We start from the raw sequence: 12,698 nt of genomic DNA, 5'->3' as shown, positions 1-12,698 counted from the left end.
CCTAACCGGTAGCGTCGATGATCATGACCATCCGATCGAACGAGGCATCCCCGCTGCGTGAGCGCCTGCGCGCCGCACTTCCCGTCGCCATGAAGGCCCGCGACCGCGCCGCGACATCGGCCCTGCGCTCGGCGCTGGGCGCGATCGACAATGCCGAAGCCGTCGACGGCTCGGAGGTCCGGGCGGGAGCCATCGAAACCAGCCCCGTCGGCCTCGGCGCCGCCGAAGTAGCCCGCCGCACCCTCACCGAATCCGACATCGAAGCCATCATCCGCACCGAGATCGACGACCGCCTCACCGCCGCAAAGGAATACGACTCCTTGTCCGGCGGCACCGACCGCGCCACCCTCCTCCGCGCCGAAGCCGCCGCCCTCACCGTCCACCTCGAACAGCGCTGACCCTCAGCGGGGGCGGAGGGTGTTGATGTAGCGGTGGGCGAACCAGCGTTGGATGAGGCGGACTATCGGGCCGCCCAGGCGGGTGTACCAGGCGCCGGGGCGGGAGAAGGCGGCGATGAGGCCGTGGACCGAGTCGTCGGTGGGGTCGTATTCGACGGCGAAGAGTTCTTCGCCGATTTCGGGGTGGCCGGGGAGGGTGCCGTAGGCGAAGCCGCGGCGGTCGGGCTCGTCGAGGACGTAGACCACGCGGCAGGGGGCGCTCACCCCGATCGGACCCAGGCCGAGGCGGACGGTCAGTTCGGTGCCGGCCTCGATGGTTTCGGTGCTGGCGTACTCGAAGATGCCGGTGCCGTGCTGGATCCGGTAGGCGAGGATCTGCTTGCCGGCCTGCTCGAAAAGCTCACGCCCGGAGCCGATTCGAAGGCGTAGCCGGAATTGGTCGTAGCCGGGCGGGAAGTCGCCCGCGGTCGCGCCGACCTCGGTGTAGGTGAACGGCACGGCATCGGGCTGTTGCGACATGCCCTCATCCTCGCGCCGAGAACCGCGCGACGCGACGTGAGGGTGGTCTCGTCAGACGACTTCGCCGATGCGGGGTGCCTCAACTGTGAGGTGGCGCCGAGACCGGGGGTTTGAGCCGCAGGGGCGTATGTCGTAGCAGTCCCAGCGGATCCAGGTATTCGTGGTCGCGGCGCGCTCCCCAATGCAGGCAGGGGGAGCAGGATGGGTGGCCCGGTTGCAGGGTGCCGATGGGATCGCCGCGAATGACGCGGCGGCCCACGGGAATTGCGGGGGAGACCGGTTCGTAGGTGGTGCGCAGCCCGCCCGGATGATCGATGGACACGACCGGCTTACCCGCCACGACGCCCGCGAACACCACGATGCCGTCGCCCGCCGCCAGAACGGACTGACCTTGTCCGCCCGCCAGATCCACGCCCCGATGCCCGGGCAGCCAATCGTGCTCGGGCTTGTCGAACGCCCGCGCCACGGCGGGGCGTGGGTGCAGCGGCCAGTCGAACTCCCCGTCGCGCACGGCCGCTGCCGGTGCGGCCGGCACGGTCACGCACGATGCGCAGAGGACCGCTACGCACGCCGCGACCACCAGCGATCCCATCGTGAGCCGCCGGATCGCGGCATGGTGCTGCCCCGGCGAAGGCACCGAATCGGGCCGCCTGGGCCGGGTCGCGGAGGCGCGCACTGTGACTCGGCTGCGGCCACATTTCGGTGCGGCGGTCTGCGGGCCGCCCATGAGGTCGACCGTCGCGGGGATCGGGTGCATCTGACCAGCGTGCGCGCTCGGGATCGGTTGTGGGATAGCGCTTCCGGCGAGTGTGGATAACACGACCGGTTGTGAACAGCGCCAATGCCACTTGTGATTGCCTAGGCGGTGTTCGCGCCATGAGCCGGGTTGGTCAGTGCGTAGTGGATCATCGGCCCGAGTACGCCGGGTACGGTTTCGAACGGGCGTAGGCCGAGGCGTTCGATCACTGCGATGGAGGCCGCGTTGCCCTCGTCGATCTCGGCGAGAACGCGGTCGAGTCCGAGCACCTCGAAGCCGTAGGCCACGACCGCCGCAGCCGCTTCACCGGCCAGGCCGCGCCCCTGAAATCCGGGGTCGAGGCTGTAGACGACCTCGAGGTCGGGTCCGTCGTCGAGCCGTCGCAGTCCGGCCGTGCCGAGCAGTGGGCGGTCGATCCCGGTTTCGCGTATCGCCCAGAATCCGAATTTATCGGTGGCGAAATCTTTTTCGGAGCCGGTGATGATCTCCGTCACCTGTTCGGCCGAAAGTGTCTCGCCGTCGAAGAGGAATTCACGAACTTCCGGCCGCTGCCACAGCGTCAGCAACTCGTCGTGATCGCCGGCGCGCAGTGGTGTCAGGGTGAGCCGTGCGGTCCGCAGCATCAGCCCACGATAGGCTCCTGACCTGCGCTCGGGCACCCGGTTATCGCGTTGCCCCGGGGGCGATTTCTGTCTGGGGGCCCTGCTGCGTAAACTGGTCCAGCGGTTTGCGTTTATGCGAACCGACTTCGCGCGCCCACAGTGAGTGTCGCCGGCTGGTCCCCTGAATTCGTTTTCGGAGGGTTCCGGTGGCCGTGGTCGCCAGGGCAGGGATCGCCGATTCCTGTGTCAACCAGCAACGAGAAGGAGTTACGGAGCCATGGCTGTCGTAACAATGAAGCAGCTGCTCGACAGCGGCGCGCACTTCGGTCATCAGACCCGCCGGTGGAACCCGAAGATGAAGCGTTTCATCTTCACGGACCGCAACGGCATCTACATCATCGATCTGCAGCAGACGCTGACCTACATCGACAAGGCCTACGAGTTCGTCAAGGAGACCGTTGCCCACGGCGGCACCGTCCTCTTCGTCGGCACCAAGAAGCAGGCCCAGGAGTCGATCGCTTCCGAGGCGACCCGCGTCGGCATGCCCTACGTGAACCAGCGCTGGCTGGGCGGCATGCTCACCAACTTCTCGACCGTTCACAAGCGCCTGCAGCGCCTGAAGGAACTCGAGTCGATGGAGCAGACCGGCGGTTTCGAGGGTCGCACCAAGAAGGAAATCCTCATGCTGACGCGTGAGAAGAACAAGCTCGAGCGCACCCTGGGCGGCATCCGGGACATGGCCAAGGTTCCCTCGGCCATCTGGGTTGTCGACACCAACAAGGAGCACATCGCCGTCGGTGAGGCTCGCAAGCTGAACATCCCGGTCATCGCGATCCTGGACACCAACTGCGATCCCGACCTGGTCGACTACCCGATCCCGGGTAACGACGACGCGATCCGTTCGGCCGCACTGCTGACCAAGGTTGTCGCCTCCGCCGTTGCCGAGGGTGTGCAGGCTCGTGCCTCGCGTGCCTCCGGTGACTCGAAGCCGGAAGCCGGCGCCGCGGGCGAGCCGCTCGCGGAGTGGGAGCAGGAGCTGCTCTCGCAGGCTGCCCCCGCCGCCGAGGCTGCTCCGGCCGCCGAGGCCGAGCCCGCCGTGGAGACCGCGGCCGAGGCCGAGCTGAAGGAAGACCCGGCCACCAAGACCCCGGCCGACTTCTGATTCTCCGCCGCAAGGCATCTGTTCACCTTGCCGACCGCTCATGTTCCATGACGGTCGGCAAGGTGTGACACCCACAGACTTTCACTCACAAAGGGAGGCTCGCCCGAGATGGCGAACTACACCGCCGCCGATGTGAAGCGGCTCCGCGAGCTCACCGGCTCCGGAATGATGGACTGCAAGAAGGCGCTCGAGGAGAACGCGGGCGATTTCGACAAGGCCGTCGAGTTCCTGCGCATCAAGGGCGCCAAGGATGTCGGCAAGCGCGCTGAGCGCTCGACCGCCGAGGGCCTGGTCGCCGCGCAGGACGGCGTCCTGATCGAGATCAACTCCGAGACCGACTTCGTGGCCAAGAACCAGGAGTTCCAGGACGTCGCGGGCGCCATCGTGGCCGCGGCCGCCAAGGCCCGCCCGGCCGACCTGGACGCCCTGAAGGCCGTTGAGGTCGACGGCAAGACCGCCGACCAGGTGCTGCAGGAGCTGGCCGCCAAGATCGGCGAGAAGCTCGAGCTGCGTCGCGTCGCCGCGTTCGACGGTCAGACCACCGTCTACCTGCACAAGCGTGCCACCGACCTGCCGCCCGCCGTGGGCGTCCTGGTCGAGTTCACCGGTTCCGATGTCGACGCCGCTCGCGCGGCCGGCATGCAGGTCGCGGCCCTCAAGGCCAAGTACCTGACCCGCGAGGACGTCCCGGCCGAGCTCGTCGCCAAGGAGCGCGAGATCGCCGAGGCGACCGCCCGCGAAGAGGGCAAGCCGGAGGCCGCGCTGCCGAAGATCGTCGAGGGTCGCGTCAACGGCTTCTACAAGGACGTCGTCCTGCTGGAGCAGTCGTCGGTCACCGACTCCAAGAAGACCGTCAAGGCGCAGCTGGACGAGGCCGGTGTCACCATCACCCGCTTCGCCCGCTTCGAGGTCGGCCAGGCGTAAGCCTCCGATCGACTCGGCGTAATCGCCTGAAGCATCGAAAAGGCCCCTCGCCCATCGGATTCCGATGAGCGAGGGGCCTTTTCGTGCGGATGCTAGGAGTACTCGTCGGGGCCGCCGATGCGACAGCCGCTGAAGAGGCAGGGGGCCGACGATCCCGACGAGATCGGCAGCAGTTGCCGGCCGCCGTCGGAGGGGAGTGTGAGCCCACTGTCGCCGGTACCGATGGCGGTGGTGTCGGGGGAATCGGCCGCGATCGCAGTGGTGAGGGGGATGGGGCTCCCGGTCCCGGGCGCGGCGGTGGCGGGGCTCGCGGCGGTGGTCAGGGCGGCGGCGAGGCCGAGAGCGGCAAATCCGATGCGTACGGTGAGTTTTGAGCTGTTCACGAGCCGAAGCTATTCGAAACGCGTTTGTTTTAATTAGGATTCGGTGACCAAGGTTTTCGGGGCATCGACCTCGGCGACTCAGGCTTGCCAGTCGGTTGCGCGCAGCCAATCCTCGAGGGTCATCAGGTCGGGGAGGGTGGTGCGCAGGGCGGTGATGTCGATGGGTGGGGTGGGGCGGGAGTTGAAGAAGGCGAACATCTTTCCCACCTGTTCGTCGAAGGCGCTGATCTGTTCGACCGGGACCTGGACGCTGCGGGGGGTCAGTCCGGCTGTGCGGGCCAGGATCTCGGCGATCTGCGGCGGGGTCAGCAGGTCTCCGGCGATGACGAGGTCGCGGCCCAGGAACTCGGCGGGACGCTCGAAGGCCAGGGCGGCGAAGCGGCCGATGTCCTGGATCGCGATCAGCGGCATCGGCAGGTGTGGCAGCACCGCCAGTGCGAGGACCAGATTGTCGCCGTCGCGGGTCGGGCGGTTGTAGGTGGCGAAATTGTCCATGAACAGCACCGGTCGCAGGATGGTCGCGGGCAGGCCGAGTGCGCGGATGTGGTCCTCGATGTGCTCTTTGGCGTCGTAGTATTCGACGCCCGAGTCCTGGTGTACGCCCTGCAGCGAGGTGTAGACGAGGTGTGCCACACCGGCTTTGGCGGCCAGTTCGGCCACCGTCTTGCCGCGCCGCTCCTCGTCCGCGATGCCCTTCGCGGTGATGTGGACGCCCTCCATCATGGTCAGCATGAGGAAGATGCCGTGGACGCCTTCCATGGCCGGCCGCAACGAGTCCTCGTCGTCGAGGTCGCCCACTGCGAGTTCGGCTCCGGCGGACCGGAGTTCCCGGGCCTTCGGCGCTGCCGGATCGCGGACGAAAGCCCGCACCGGCCAGCCCTTTTCGAGAAGTGATGTCGCGGTGGCGAAGCCTTGCCGCCCGGTTGCTCCGATGACCAGTACCGGCCCCTGCGTGTTGCTCATGTCCCGCTCCCGTCGTGTCGATCTCGTTTCGACGGTAGGAACCCGGACGCGGGACTGTCCTGGTGGCGATACTGCTAGGCAGGGACCTGTACAGGGGGATATCCGAATGCTAAGCGGCGACGGCACTTCCGACCCGGCACCCCCGCGTCATGTCTCGGCCCGGCACGCCCAGCTGGGGGAGTTCCTGCGGGCGCAGCGGGCTCGATTGCAGCCGCAGGACGTCGGATTGGTGCCCTACGGGGATCCGGCCCGCCGCCGCACGCCGGGGTTGCGGCGTGAAGAGGTCGCCGAGCTGTCGAGTGTGGGTTTGACCTGGTACACCTGGCTCGAGCAGGGGCGGGACGTGGCCGCCAGCCGCCAGGTGATCGACGCGCTGGCGCGCACCCTGCGACTGGACCCGGATCAGCATCGCCACCTGCGGTTTCTGGCCGGGCTCGCGGAACCCGAGGACATCGAACCGGATGCCGATCGGGCGCGCCTGCAACGCCTGGTGGACGCGGTCATGCCGAGTCCCGCCAGCGTGTACGACGCCGGTTTCGATTTCCTGGTGTGGAATCGCGCCTACGTGCTGGTGCGCGACGATCCGCTGCTGCTGCCCGCCGGGCGTCGCAATCTGCTCTGGATGATGTTCACCGAGAACGAGAATCGCCGGAACATGACGCATTGGGAGCGCGCGGCCCGCGCGGTGGTCAGCCAGTTGCGTGATGCGCTGGGCCGCCGCCCCGACGATCCGCAACTGGCTGCCCTGGTCGCCGGATTGACCACGGAGAGCCCGATATTCCGCCGCTGGTGGTCGGAATATCCGGTGCGCCGATTCCGCCCGGCCACCATTACCGTGGCGCATCCGCTGGCCGGCCCGATCGATCTCGAAGTGTTCCAATTGCGTCCGGTCGAGGACCCGAATCTGCTGATGGTGGTGCAGGCGCCCGCCACGCCGGTCGCGGCCGAGCGAATCGCCGCTGTTTTGGCGGCCGGACAACAAGCCCGAAATGTCACGAATCGGTAGGCCGTATCGAGGGTCGGGTCACGCTCGTGGCCGGTCGTGAGGCAGGATAGACGAAGCTTTGTTGCCGTCCCGTGCAATTCGTCGGCCGGGATGGTCTTTTCATGTGCCTGGTGCACGCTCGAACTGCCGAGACAAGGAGACCGATGACGGACCCGGATACCGCCCCCGATCGCAAGGGCTATCGCCGAGTGCTCCTCAAGCTGGGTGGCGAGATGTTCGGCGGTGGCCGGGTGGGTCTCGATCCCGATGTGGTGCAGATGGTCGCCGAGCAGATCGCCGAGGTCGTCTCCGAAGGCGTCCAGGTGGCGGTCGTTATAGGCGGTGGCAACTTCTTCCGCGGCGCCGAGCTCGAGGAGCGCGGCATGGAGCGGGCCCGCTCGGATTACATGGGCATGCTCGGCACCGTGATGAATTCCCTTGCGCTGCAGGACTTCCTGCAGAAGCAGGGCATCGACACCCGGGTGCAGACCGCCATCACCATGGGTCAGGTCGCGGAGCCGTATCTGCCGTTGCGCGCCAAGCGGCACCTGGAGAAGGGCCGCGTCGTGATCTTCGGTGCGGGGATGGGCATGCCCTACTTCTCCACCGATACCACCGCGGCGCAGCGCGCCCTGGAGATCGGTGCCGAAGTGGTGTTGATGGCCAAGGCCGTCGACGGCGTCTACACCGCGGACCCGCGCGAGGACCCGGATGCCACCATGTTCACCGACATCACCCATCGTGAAGCGCTGGAACGCGGCCTGAAGGTCGCCGATGCCACCGCCTTCAGCCTGTGTATGGACAACCAGATGCCGATGCTGGTGTTCAATCTGTTGACCAAGGGAAATATTGCCCGCGCGGTCGCCGGTGAGAAGATCGGCACGCTGGTCCGGTCATGACCGAGACAAGAACGATGACGCAGTGGAGGAATCGCCGTGATTGAAGAAGCGCTCTTCGACGCCGAGGAAAAATTCGAGAAGGCCGTCTCGGTGGTGAAGGACGACCTGGCTTCGATTCGGACCGGTCGCGCCAATCCGGGCATGTTCTCGCGGATCGTGGTGGAGTACTACGGCTCGATGACGCCGATCACCCAGATCTCCTCGATCTCCGTGCCCGAACCGCGCATGGTCGTGATCAAGCCCTACGAGCAGGCGCAGATGGGGGCGATCGAGACCGCGATCCGTAATTCGGATCTCGGGGTGAATCCCACCAACAACGGTGACATCATCCGCATCTCGGTCCCGCAGCTCACCGAGGAGCGCCGCCGGGAAATGGTCAAGCTGGCCAAGTCCAAGGGCGAGGACGCGAAGATCGCGATCCGCAATGTGCGCCGCAAGACCATGGACGAGCTGGGTCGCATCCAGAAGGACGGCGAGGCCGGCGAGGACGAGGTCGGTCGCGCCGAGAAGGAACTCGACAAGACCACCGCGAAGTACGTGGCACAGGTCGATGAGCTGGTCAAGCACAAGGAAGCCGACCTGCTCGAGGTCTAGGACGGCCGACACCGGCCGGGGGTAGGGACGACGGGACGACAAGTGAGCGACGGGACAATCGTGGCCGAAGAGACTGCCGCCACCGGCGAGGCGCCGGAGGAGACCGGCGCGCCTGCGGTGAGCACGGCGGGCGTGGATTCGGCCGAGCCGAGCAATGGTTCGGCGGTGCCGGGCCTGGATTCGGCGGTGCCGGGCAACGGTTCCGCGGTGCCGAACGGTGAATCCGCGGTGCCGAGCGGTGATTCGGCCGAGGCCGAGCAGCCGAAGGCGCCCGCGTCGAAGGCGGGCCGCAACCTGCCGGCGGCGCTGGCGGTCGGATTCGGGCTGGGGTTGTCCCTCATCGCGATCCTGCTGTGGGCGCCGAAGGTGCTCGTCGGCGTGATCGCGCTGGGGATCGCGGTGGCCACCTGGGAGGTGGCCAAGCGGCTGCGCGAGGCCGATGTGAAGGTCCCGCGGATTCCGCTGCTGGTCGGTGGGCAGGCCATCGTGTGGCTGGCCTGGCCGGCCGGTCCGCAGGGGGTGCTGGGTGCGTTCGGCGCGACGGCGCTGACCCTGATGGTGTGGCGACTGTTCGATCACGGACTGCGGGCCACCCCGCGAAACTATCTGCGCGACACCGCGATCGCGGTCTTCGTGTTGGCCTGGATTCCGCTGCTGGCATCGTTCGCGGTGCTCATGCTGCAGGAGGACAAGGGCAACCTGCGGGTGCTGTCGTTCATGGTCCTGGTGGTCTGCTCGGATGTCGGCGGCTATATCGCCGGTGTCCTGTTCGGCAAGCATCCGATGGTGCCGCACATCAGCCCGAAGAAGTCCTGGGAGGGTTTCGGCGGTTCGCTGGTGTTCTGCGTGATCGGCGGCCTGCTCACGGTGACGCTGCTGTTGGACGCGAATTCGCTGATCGGCGTCCTGCTGGGCGTGGGCCTGGTCCTGGTGGCCACCAGTGGCGACCTGATCGAATCGCAGGTCAAGCGGGAACTCGGCATCAAGGACATGGGCACCCTGCTGCCCGGTCACGGCGGCATCATGGATCGCCTCGATTCCATGCTGCCGTCCGCGTTCGTCGCCTGGCTGGTGCTGACCGCGCTGCTCTGAACCCCTTACTTCCGTTTGGCGGCGCGCCGCAGCTGCAGGATGCGATAGCCGCCGATGAGCGCCGTGACCAGCGCGCCCGCGATGACCGACAGCAGCACGAGCACGCCCAGCGGCAGATTCCAATCCCAGGCGAACACGGTCACATTGACCTGCTCGAGGTTCTGGAGAATGAAGACCAGCAGCAGGATGCCGATCACGGCGGCGATGAGCAGTCCGATCCACGCATAACCGGCGCGAGTCTTGAGCGCTCCCTTGTGCTTCGAACTACCCTTGCTCGGGGTCGGATCCGCCCCGGCGTCTGGCACGGCGGTTGTCATAGCTGAATCATTGCTGATTGCTATGGCCGATGTCCGGATATCGCGGTCTATCTCACTAATGTCGTGGACAGGTTCCACAGGGCGGCTGCGGTGTCGAGGTCGACGGCGTGGGATTCGGCTTGTCCGATCGCGCAGTCGGCCACATAGGCGCCGCCCGGAAGTTGCGGGAATGTTGCCGCCCAGATCGTACTGGCGGCCGCGGCCGGGATGGATTTCAGGTTGGTGAGCAGCTTCGGGTCGCGTTGTGCGGCGAGGCGTTTCATCTCGGTGAAGTCCGAGCGCGTCATGTGGCGGGCGAGGCCCGTGGCGCAGACGCCCGGGTGCACCGCGTAGGCGTGAATTCCGGTATCGCCGTGGCGGTGCTGGAGTGCGGTGGTCATCAGGATGTTCGCGGTTTTGGATTGGCCGTAGGCGGCGAACTTGTCGTAGTCGCGGTGATGGAAGTTCGGGTCGGTCAGATCGATGGGGTGGGCGCGGTGGGCGTCCGAGGACAGCGACACCACCCGCGAGGGGCGGCCGGCATGGTCGGCGGCAGCGGTCAGCGCGGGCAGCAGCAGGGTGGTGAGCAGGAAGTGGCCGAGATGGTTGGTGCCGAACTGCAATTCGAAGCCCTGGGCGGTGCGCAGTAGCGGCGGGTACATCACGCCCGCGTTGTTGATGAGCAGATCGAGGGCCAGGCGCTGTCGTGCGATGTTCTCGGCCGCGGACGTGATGCTCGCCGGGTCGGCGAGGTCGAGTGCGATCACGGTGAGGTCGGCGTCGGGGACGGTGGCGCGGATGTCCTGGATGACGTCGGCCGCCGCGCGCAGGTCCCGGGCGGTCAGCACGACCGCTGCGCCCGCGCCGGCCAGGACGCGCGCGGTCTCCGCGCCCAGCCCGGTGGTCGCGCCGGTGACGACCGCGGTGCGGCCGTGCAGGTCGATGCCTTCGATGACCTCGTCGGCGGTCGTGGTGTGGTCGAAAGGTGTTGCGGCCATTATCGGGATTCCTCGGGAGATGCGTGTCGCGCCATGGTGAACAGGGCGTCGGCGAGCGATTCGGCGAAGCCGTCATGATCGCCGCCGCCGCGGGCGAGAGCGTGGAATGTAGTGGTGCCGGAAAGGATTTCGAAGAGCAGATCGGGGTCGGCGCCGGTCGGGATCTGTCCACTGTCGGCGGCGCCGCCGAGGAGTTCGGCGAACGCCTTGCGGACCGGCGCGCCGATGGCGAGCAGGCGTTGCCGTGCTTCCTCGGTCTGCGAATCCGCCAGCAGGCCAGGCACTCCCGCGCGGGCCGCAGGGCTGGCGGCGCGGCTGAGGAAGATCCGCGCCCAGGTGTGCAGGTCGGCGCGCAGGTCGCCGGTCGGTTCCGGTAGCTGATGCGCGCCGGGGCCGTGAACGGCCTCTTCGAGCAGGGCCTCGCGGGTGGGCCAGCGCCGGTAGATGGCGGGGGCGTTCACGCCGGCCCGGCGTGCGATGGCCGACATCGTGGTCTGCTGATACCCCACTTCCGCCAGCAGTTTTCGGGCGGCGACCAGAACCGCGAGGTCCTTGTCGGCGTCCCGGGGACGGCCGGGGCGTGGTCGCGATTCCATCGGGTTGCACCCCCTCCGGGCTTCGAATAATTACGTTATAAGTCATAACATAATTAAGGTCGTCGAGGAGAGTGTGATCATCGAGGCGGACGCCGCCTCGGGTTCGGTTACTGCTGATCCTCCGCGTCGCGGATCTTGTCCAGTGCGGCGTCCAGTTCGCGGCCCAGCTCGTCGAGTCCGGCGATGAGCTCGTCGAGTTGCTGGTTCACACCGGCGAATTCGTCGACGAAGCCCATATCGCCGAATTCCTCCCGTAAGAGGGCGGTCTGCGCCGCGAGTTCGTCCAACTGTGGATCTCGTTCGGTCACCGGGTGAGGGTACCGCCGCTGCGGCCGGGCAGTGAGTGTCGTCACCCCCGCCGCGGGTGCGGGAACGCGCCGCCCGCGCCGGGATTGCCGATACGTACACTGGACGGGTTATGACTACCCCCTTGCCGCTCGTTTTCGATGCCCCTCGTCGTGGTATGCCGCCGCGGCATCTCGCCGACCTCGATGCGGCGGAGCGCAAGGCGGTGGTGGAGGAGCTCGGGTTGCCGAAGTTCCGGGCCGATCAGATCGCGCGGCAGTATTACGGGCGGCTGGTGGCCGATCCGGCGCAGATGACGGATCTGCCGGAGGGGATGCGGGCCAAGGTGGCCGACGCGTTGTTCCCGACGCTGCTGACCGAGATCCGGCATATCGAATGTGATGACGGGACCACGCGGAAGTCGCTGTGGAAGGCCAATGACGGCACCCTGCTCGAGTCGGTGCTGATGCGGTACCCGGATCGCAACACGCTGTGCATCTCCAGCCAGGCCGGTTGTGGCATGGCCTGCCCGTTCTGCGCGACCGGTCAGGGTGGTCTCAACCGCAATCTGTCCACTGCCGAGATCGTCGACCAGGTCCGCGCTGCCGCGGCCGCGCTGCGCGACGGCGAGGTGGCCGGTGGCCCCGGCCGCCTGTCCAACATCGTGTTCATGGGCATGGGTGAGCCGCTGGCCAACTACAAGCGCGTGGTGAATGCGGTGCGTCGCATCACTTCTCCGGCGCCGGAGGGCTTCGGCATCTCGCAGCGTTCGGTGACGGTGTCGACCGTCGGTCTCGCACCCGCGATCCGCAAGCTCGCCGATGAGGACATGTCGGTGAGACTCGCTGTCTCCCTGCACACTCCGGACGACGAACTCCGAGACACCTTGGTGCCGGTCAACAATCGCTGGCCGGTCGCCGAAGTCCTCGACGCCGCACGCTATTACGCCGACAAGTCCGGCCGCCGTGTCTCCATCGAATACGCGTTGATCCGCGACATCAACGACCAGGGCTGGCGCGCCGACATGCTAGGCAAGAAACTGCACAAGGCCCTCGGCCCCCTGGTCCACGTCAACCTGATCCCCCTCAACCCGACCCCGGGCAGCAAGTGGGATGCCAGCCCGAAGCCGGTCCAGGAAGAATTCGTCCGCCGCGTCCTAGCCCAGGGCGTCACCTGCACCGTCCGCGACACCCGAGGCCAGGAAATCGCCGCCGCTTGCGGCCAGCTCGCCGCCGAAGGCTGAGT

The 12,698-nt window shown here is 67.2% G+C and carries 17 protein-coding genes; 8 read left to right on the top strand and 9 right to left on the bottom strand.

Annotated elements, in window-relative coordinates; all coding sequences use genetic code 11:
- Positions 1 to 23: 23 nt before the first annotated feature.
- Positions 24 to 398 carry a hypothetical protein gene (locus ACFXHA_RS14420; RefSeq protein WP_379356581.1) on the top strand — a complete coding sequence of 125 codons (375 nt, stop codon included), beginning with the start codon at positions 24 to 26 and terminating at the stop codon, positions 396 to 398.
- Between the two features lie 3 nt (positions 399 to 401).
- Here the strand turns inward: ACFXHA_RS14420 and ACFXHA_RS14415 are convergent, their stop codons facing one another.
- The 3 genes from ACFXHA_RS14415 to ACFXHA_RS14405 form a co-directional block, all read right to left on the bottom strand.
- Positions 402 to 917: a DUF1990 family protein gene (locus ACFXHA_RS14415; RefSeq protein WP_379356579.1), complete on the bottom strand. Its 516-nt coding sequence runs from the start codon at positions 915 to 917 to the stop codon at positions 402 to 404.
- Between the two features lie 79 nt (positions 918 to 996).
- Positions 997 to 1,509 carry a M23 family metallopeptidase gene (locus tag ACFXHA_RS14410; RefSeq protein WP_379356699.1) on the bottom strand — a complete coding sequence of 171 codons (513 nt, stop codon included), beginning with the start codon at positions 1,507 to 1,509 and terminating at the stop codon, positions 997 to 999.
- A gap of 266 nt (positions 1,510 to 1,775) precedes the next feature.
- Positions 1,776 to 2,297, bottom strand: coding sequence for a GNAT family N-acetyltransferase (locus ACFXHA_RS14405; RefSeq protein ID WP_379356577.1), 522 nt, complete (start codon positions 2,295 to 2,297; stop codon positions 1,776 to 1,778).
- A 256-nt stretch (positions 2,298 to 2,553) separates the two neighbouring features.
- Between ACFXHA_RS14405 and rpsB the strand changes: the two genes are divergently transcribed.
- Both rpsB and tsf read left to right on the top strand, forming a co-directional pair.
- Positions 2,554 to 3,438, top strand: a complete 885-nt coding sequence (gene rpsB / locus ACFXHA_RS14400; protein ID WP_379356575.1) for a 30S ribosomal protein S2 — start codon at positions 2,554 to 2,556, stop codon at positions 3,436 to 3,438.
- Positions 3,439 to 3,546: 108 nt separating this feature from the next.
- Entirely contained in the window at positions 3,547 to 4,362 is an 816-nt protein-coding gene (gene tsf / locus ACFXHA_RS14395) for a translation elongation factor Ts (protein ID WP_379356573.1), read from the top strand.
- 92 nt (positions 4,363 to 4,454) lie between these two features.
- Here the strand turns inward: tsf and ACFXHA_RS14390 are convergent, their stop codons facing one another.
- Positions 4,455 to 4,745 (bottom strand): hypothetical protein, encoded by a 291-nt coding sequence (locus tag ACFXHA_RS14390; protein ID WP_379356571.1) that lies wholly within the window; start codon positions 4,743 to 4,745, stop codon positions 4,455 to 4,457.
- Positions 4,746 to 4,823: 78 nt separating this feature from the next.
- Entirely contained in the window at positions 4,824 to 5,708 is an 885-nt protein-coding gene (locus tag ACFXHA_RS14385; protein WP_379356569.1) for an NmrA/HSCARG family protein, read from the bottom strand.
- Positions 5,709 to 5,814: 106 nt separating this feature from the next.
- Here ACFXHA_RS14385 and ACFXHA_RS14380 point away from each other — a divergent pair, with 106 nt between their 5' ends.
- From ACFXHA_RS14380 to ACFXHA_RS14365, 4 genes are all read left to right on the top strand, one after another.
- Positions 5,815 to 6,714, top strand: coding sequence for a helix-turn-helix transcriptional regulator (locus ACFXHA_RS14380; protein WP_379356567.1), 900 nt, complete (start codon positions 5,815 to 5,817; stop codon positions 6,712 to 6,714).
- Positions 6,715 to 6,857: 143 nt separating this feature from the next.
- Positions 6,858 to 7,592 (top strand): UMP kinase, encoded by a 735-nt coding sequence (gene pyrH, locus ACFXHA_RS14375; protein WP_379356565.1) that lies wholly within the window; start codon positions 6,858 to 6,860, stop codon positions 7,590 to 7,592.
- Between the two features lie 36 nt (positions 7,593 to 7,628).
- On the top strand, positions 7,629 to 8,186 hold the full coding sequence (gene frr / locus ACFXHA_RS14370; RefSeq protein WP_379356563.1) for a ribosome recycling factor: 558 nt from the start codon (positions 7,629 to 7,631) through the stop codon (positions 8,184 to 8,186).
- Positions 8,187 to 8,393: 207 nt separating this feature from the next.
- Positions 8,394 to 9,278: a phosphatidate cytidylyltransferase gene (locus ACFXHA_RS14365; RefSeq protein ID WP_379356697.1), complete on the top strand. Its 885-nt coding sequence runs from the start codon at positions 8,394 to 8,396 to the stop codon at positions 9,276 to 9,278.
- A gap of 5 nt (positions 9,279 to 9,283) precedes the next feature.
- On the opposite strand, the gene ACFXHA_RS14360 is transcribed toward ACFXHA_RS14365, so the two are convergent.
- From ACFXHA_RS14360 to ACFXHA_RS14345, 4 genes are all read right to left on the bottom strand, one after another.
- Entirely contained in the window at positions 9,284 to 9,595 is a 312-nt protein-coding gene (locus ACFXHA_RS14360; RefSeq protein ID WP_379356561.1) for a lipopolysaccharide assembly LapA domain-containing protein, read from the bottom strand.
- Between the two features lie 47 nt (positions 9,596 to 9,642).
- A complete protein-coding gene (locus ACFXHA_RS14355) occupies positions 9,643 to 10,572 on the bottom strand; it encodes an SDR family NAD(P)-dependent oxidoreductase (RefSeq protein ID WP_379356559.1) in 930 nt (309 codons plus the stop codon).
- Positions 10,572 to 11,168, bottom strand: coding sequence for a TetR/AcrR family transcriptional regulator (locus ACFXHA_RS14350; protein WP_379356557.1), 597 nt, complete (start codon positions 11,166 to 11,168; stop codon positions 10,572 to 10,574). The genes ACFXHA_RS14355 and ACFXHA_RS14350 overlap by 1 nt, the downstream gene beginning before the upstream one ends.
- 107 nt (positions 11,169 to 11,275) lie before the next feature.
- Positions 11,276 to 11,476, bottom strand: coding sequence for a hypothetical protein (locus tag ACFXHA_RS14345; protein WP_379356555.1), 201 nt, complete (start codon positions 11,474 to 11,476; stop codon positions 11,276 to 11,278).
- Between the two features lie 110 nt (positions 11,477 to 11,586).
- Here ACFXHA_RS14345 and rlmN point away from each other — a divergent pair, with 110 nt between their 5' ends.
- Positions 11,587 to 12,696, top strand: coding sequence for a 23S rRNA (adenine(2503)-C(2))-methyltransferase RlmN (rlmN, locus tag ACFXHA_RS14340; protein WP_379356553.1), 1,110 nt, complete (start codon positions 11,587 to 11,589; stop codon positions 12,694 to 12,696).
- Positions 12,697 to 12,698 lie beyond the last annotated feature (2 nt).

Source organism: Nocardia sp. NPDC059240, from assembly GCF_042753865.1.
In the GTDB taxonomy this organism is placed as follows: Bacteria; Actinomycetota; Actinomycetes; order Mycobacteriales; family Mycobacteriaceae; genus Nocardia.
This window is presented reverse-complemented; position numbering and strand designations above follow the sequence as displayed.